5 protein-coding genes and 1 pseudogene are annotated in these 4,926 nt (G+C 73.0%); 3 read left to right on the top strand and 3 right to left on the bottom strand.

Translation table 11 applies throughout. From position 1 onward, the window contains the following. A pseudogene (locus ACZ6NC_RS41800) lies at positions 1-96 on the bottom strand (electron transfer flavoprotein subunit beta); the annotation flags it as partial. A 358-nt stretch (positions 97-454) separates the two neighbouring features. Then, positions 455-868: a thioredoxin family protein gene (locus tag ACZ6NC_RS41795; protein ID WP_465739124.1), complete on the bottom strand. Its 414-nt coding sequence runs from the start codon at positions 866-868 to the stop codon at positions 455-457. A gap of 210 nt (positions 869-1,078) precedes the next feature. On the opposite strand from ACZ6NC_RS41795, the gene ACZ6NC_RS41790 reads away from it, so the two are divergent. From ACZ6NC_RS41790 to ACZ6NC_RS41780, 3 genes are all read left to right on the top strand, one after another. Then, on the top strand, positions 1,079-1,504 hold the full coding sequence (locus ACZ6NC_RS41790) for a DUF4395 domain-containing protein (RefSeq protein ID WP_465739123.1): 426 nt from the start codon (positions 1,079-1,081) through the stop codon (positions 1,502-1,504). A gap of 291 nt (positions 1,505-1,795) precedes the next feature. Continuing rightward, positions 1,796-2,566 (top strand): lysophospholipid acyltransferase family protein, encoded by a 771-nt coding sequence (locus ACZ6NC_RS41785; RefSeq protein ID WP_465739122.1) that lies wholly within the window; start codon positions 1,796-1,798, stop codon positions 2,564-2,566. 285 nt (positions 2,567-2,851) lie between these two features. Then, positions 2,852-4,039, top strand: a complete 1,188-nt coding sequence (locus tag ACZ6NC_RS41780; RefSeq protein ID WP_465739121.1) for a TolB family protein — start codon at positions 2,852-2,854, stop codon at positions 4,037-4,039. Positions 4,040-4,051: 12 nt separating this feature from the next. Here ACZ6NC_RS41780 and ACZ6NC_RS41775 read toward each other — a convergent pair whose 3' ends face one another. Next, positions 4,052-4,726 (bottom strand): hypothetical protein, encoded by a 675-nt coding sequence (locus ACZ6NC_RS41775; protein ID WP_465739120.1) that lies wholly within the window; start codon positions 4,724-4,726, stop codon positions 4,052-4,054. Positions 4,727-4,926 lie beyond the last annotated feature (200 nt).

Raw genomic sequence — 4,926 nt, 5'->3', positions numbered from 1 at the left:
CACGCCCTCCCGGTCGGTGGTGTGGTCGTCCGCGAAACGACGGTCACCCGTCGCGTCCGGCACGTACTTCACACAGACAACGATCCTCAAGCTCACGGCCTGTCTCCTGTACTGGTCTCGTCCGGCGGCTGCGGCTGTGCAAGCGGGCGCGAACACGGCACGCACCCGCTCCGGGCAGCGTGTTCCCGTGCCGGTCCGGAACTTCCTGGCAGCATACTCGCCGGTAGCTCAGTGGTCACTACTGGCCAGTAGCTTATGCGGCCGGGCCCGGCCGGACGCCCCGCACGGTGCCCGCGACGGCCCCGGAGACCCCGGATCCGGACGAGCGACGGGACGGCCTGCACGTGCCGTCAGCGCCCATCCTGCCCCAGCCCGCCCCCGGTACCACCTGACGGGGCGGCACATCGGCGCGCGGGTCCCCCGCCGGAGCGGCACAGTGCGCCGGTGGCGCCGGTCAGACCGCCTCGCCCAGCGCCGCGATCACGTCCGACTTGCGCGGCAGCCCGGCCGCCCGGCGCACCACCCGTCCGCCCGCGTCCAGCACCAGTACGGTCGGCGTCCGCAGGATCTCCAGCCGCCGGACCAGCTCCAGCCGCGCCTCCGCGTCCAGCTCGACGTGCGCGACCCCGTCGACCATGGCCGCCACCTCACCGAGCACCCGACGGGTGGCCCGGCAGGGCTGGCAGAAGGCGGTCGAGAACTGGACCAACGTGGCCCGCGAGCCCAGCGGCCCGCCCAGCTCCTCCGCCGACAGCCGCACCGCCCCGTCCTTCGTGCGCACCCGCAGCCTCCCGTCGCGCTTGGCCCGCAGCAGCCCGAACGCGCTCGCCACCGCGAGCACGACAACGCACACCACCAACCCGGTCATCCCCCCAGTCTGCGCCAGGGCCGTCCGGCCCCCGCAAGGAGGTCGACCGCCGGGGGCGGGCCCACGTACGATCGCCGGGTGGACTCCGACCGCCCCGCACAGCTGCTGCTGACCACCCGCCGCGTGGTCGACCTGTGCCGGGCCACGGCCTCGCGCTGTCGCTGACGCGCCCCGCCGTCGCCCCCGCCCCGCGCCCCTCCCGGAGTCCCCGTGCAGATCGACCCCCGCGGCCCGCGCTTCGCCGCCGCGCTCACCACCCTCGTCTTGATCGCCGTCCTGCTCACCGGCAGTGGCCTGCTGCTCGCCCTCCAGGCCGTCGTCTTCGCCCTCGGCGCCGTCGGCGGCCTGCACCGCTCCCCCTACGGCCGGCTTTACCGCACGCTCGTCCGCCCCCGGCTGGCGCCGCCCACCGAGACCGAGGACGAGCGCCCGCCGCGCTTCGCCCAGGGGGTCGGCCTGGCCTTCGCCGTCGTCGGCACGCTCGGCTTCCTCACCGGGGTGACCTGGCTCGCGCTGCTGGCCACCGGCTTCGCGCTCGCCGCGGCTTTCCTCAACGCCGCCTTCGGCTACTGCCTCGGCTGCGAGATGTACCTGCTGATCCGCCGCGCCCGGGGCCGCCTCGACCCCGCCGCCTGAGCCCGCCCGCCCAGCCCCTCGTAGCCGCTCGTACCTGCCCCGCTCGTACCCGCTCGTGCCCGCCGGCGCCCGGCATCACCGGAAGGTTCCCGTCCGACCCATCACGGAGATCACACCGTCGGATCGCGCCCGGCAACCCGGTTCAGGTGACAGCGGGCACTCGTTCGGGGGATCATCTCCGTGTATCACCCGTGGCCGCCGCGGCGTGCCGCGCCTCCGGTCGGCTCCCACCGCACGGCCCGGGTACCGCCGTACCGGGCCGCCAGAGCCCGTGGGAAGTCAGGACTGACCGTGGCTGAGTTCGTGTACCCGCCGGTGATCGGCGCCGCACTGACCGTCTTCCGCGCGCTCGACGTGCGTATCAAGATCGTCGGCGCGGAGAACATTCCCGCCAAGGGCGGAGCGGTCCTGGTGAGCAATCACATCAGCTACCTGGACTTCCTCTTCGCCGGCCTCGGCGCCTACCGCGGCGGCAAGCGCAAGACCCGCTTCATGGCCAAGGACGACGTCTTCCGGCACGGCGTCTCCGGCCCGCTGATGCGCGGCATGAAGCACATCCCGGTCGACCGCACCGACGGCCAGCCCGCCTACGAGGCCGCGGTGAGCGCACTGCGCGCCGGCGAGGTCGTCGGGGTCTTCCCCGAGGCCACCATCAGCCGCTCGTTCATGCTGAAGAAGTTCAAGACCGGCGCGGCCCGGATGGCCTCCGACTCCGGCGCCCCGCTGCTGCCGGTCATCCTCTGGGGCACCCAGCAGCTCTGGACCAAGGGCCGCCCCAAGACCCTCACCAAGCGGCACGTCCCGGTCACCATCATGATCGGCAAGCCGATCGTGCTGGAGCCGGGTGACAAGCCCGTGATGGTCACCCGCCGGCTGCGCGCCGCGATGAGCGAGATGCTGGACACCGCCCAGCGCGAGTACCCCGGCAAGCCGAGCGGCCCGGACGACACCTGGTGGCTGCCCGCCCAGCTCGGCGGCACCGCGCCCACCCTGGAGGTTGCCGAGGCCGAGGACGAGGCGGAGGCCACCGCCCGGGCCGAGCGCCGCGCGGCCAAGGGCTGACCGACCGGCCGGGGGTCGTTGGGCGCCAGTCGGGGCCGGCCCACCCGTTCGTGCCTGACCCCTCCGTGTCCGGCCCGTCCGCCTCCGATCCACCCCCCGCTCGATCCGTCCGCGCTCGATCCATCCGTGCCCGATCCGTCAACCGGACGGTCCGCTCTTCATACTCCGTGTGACCGACCGGTGCCGGAGCGTCGCGTGTCGCCCGCCCGTCCGCACTCCCGATCTGCCACAGTGACAGCTCCCTCGGGGGCCCTGTCCTGCACCAGAGACGGAGATGACACGGAGATGACCGGCCAACGGCAGCTGCCACTCACCACCACGGCCCGCACCCGCGCCCGCGCAGGTGCGGGCCTTCTGCTGGCCGGCGCCCTGCTCACCGGGTGCGGCGCCGAGCCGGGCGAGATCCCGCTCAGCGAGATCCGGGCCGAGCCCCCCTCCGCGAGCCCCACGCCCGAGCCCGCCGTCGCCGTCTCGGTCCCGACCTCGGGAGCCGTGGCGGCCGCCGGAGCCGTCGCGGCCGGCACCCGGCACAACGGCCTGATCGCCGGCCGGATCTTCCTCGACAGCGCGCGCACGACCAGCGCCCTCTTCACCGTCGCCTCCGACGGCAGCGGCGACCGCCAGCTCACCCAGCCGCCCGCGCAGACCCGCGACGACCACCCCGACTGGTCACCCGACGGCACCACGCTTGCCTTCGACCGCACGGACAGCGAGTCCTCCGGCCGGATCTGGACGATCGGCGCCGACGGCGCGAACGCCCACCAGGTCGGCCCGCTCTGTGAGGCCGGCGCCCCCGACTGCACCAACGAGGCGGAGGTCACCCCCGCGTTCTCCCCCGACGGCAAGCAGATCGCCTTCAGCCGCGCCTGGGGCGCCACCGACCCGGCCGCCACCCAGATCCAGTACAGCGACCTCTACGCCATGAGCCCCGACGGCACCAACGTCCAGCGGTTGACCTTCCTCACCAACGACAAGCCGTACTCCGGCAGCGTCACCAACCCCGCCTGGTCGCCCGACGGCAAGCAGATCGTCTTCTCCTACCAGACCAGCGCCACCGGCCAGCCCGCCAACAGCCGCGCCCTCTACCTCGTCAACGCCGACGGCACCGGCCTGCGTCAGCTCACCCCCTGGGAGCTGCGCGCCGGCGACCGGGCGAACTGGTCCCCCGACGGCAGCCAGATCGTCTTCACCACCTACCCGGCCGGCCCCGACGACGCCCCCGGCGGCGGCATCTACACCGTCCACCCCGACGGCACCGCCATCGGCGCCCTCACCCCCGGCCCGTCCGACGTCTTCTACGGCGTCGCCACCTACTCCCCCGACGGCACCTCGATCGCCTTCGCCCAGGCCCCGGTCAACGGCAACGCCGAGCTGTTCACCATGAAGAGCGACGGCTCGAACGTCGCCCCGATCACCAGCACCACCGACCGCTGGGAGAGCCGGCCCGCCTGGGGCACGGCGACGACTCCGTAGGCGGCGGCCCTGCTACGAGGCCACCGGCTGGGGGCTCATCTCCCGCTCGAACAGCTTCTCCCGCGCCCGCTTCAGCATCTCGTCGGCCTTCTTGCGAGACGCCTGCTCGGCACGGTCCAACGCGACCGGGTAGTCGGCGGACACCGACCCCGCGATGTGCTCCACGATCGCGGCCAGTTGTACATTCCCGTCACAGACCTCCGACTTGAACGTCAGCCGGTCGACCGGCCCCGGGATGGTCGCGCTCAGCGAGTGCCTGACCGACACCTGGAACCCGTCCTCGCCGATCCCGCGGCCGCCCGTCCGCTCGAACTTCCGTTGTTCGCTCGGCTTCGCCTCGGACCCCGGCGACTGGGCGTTGTCCGCCGCCACCTGCAGCCAGTGGCAGCCGCGGACCGTGGCGAAGACGGTCGCCGCGACGGTCAGCCGCCAGTTGTCGCCCCGGTCATCGCTCTCGTAACCGCAGCTGACGTCCGTAGAGGGGTCACCCAGGATCCCGTCCGTCGTTACGGGTATGGCCCCTCGGGACTCCCCGGGCAGGCCGGGATCACCAAGCACGGCACAGAGGTCGCCGACTGTGCGGTACCAGCCGGGACGCCAGTCCTTCGCCGTCTCGGTGACGGCACTCGTACTCGCGCCGGTGGCGGCGTCGCCGGCACCGCCCCCGGAACCGCTGCACGCGGTCAAGGCGATGAGGCCCCCCGTGAGCAGAGCGACCGTGGTACCTGTTCGGGACGTACGGACTCGAATCATCACGGCGCCAGCGTAGAGCTGACACTCCGTCGGTGTCCGGGAAACGCAAAGAACCCCCGATCCGTGATGGATCGGGGGTTCTCTGTGAATGATTGTTCGGCGGCGTCCTACTCTCCCACAGGGTCCCCCCTGCA

The sequence above is a fragment of the Kitasatospora sp. NPDC041988 genome (assembly GCF_055588525.1).
This window is presented reverse-complemented; position numbering and strand designations above follow the sequence as displayed.

What these genes read in the sequence shown, in the direction of transcription:
- ACZ6NC_RS41780 (WP_465739121.1), top strand. Translation starts at nt 2,852, where the DNA reads ATGACCGGCCAACGGCAGCTGCCACTCACCACCACGGCCCGCACCCGC.
- ACZ6NC_RS41795 (WP_465739124.1), bottom strand. Translation starts at nt 868, where the DNA reads ATGACCGGGTTGGTGGTGTGCGTTGTCGTGCTCGCGGTGGCGAGCGCG.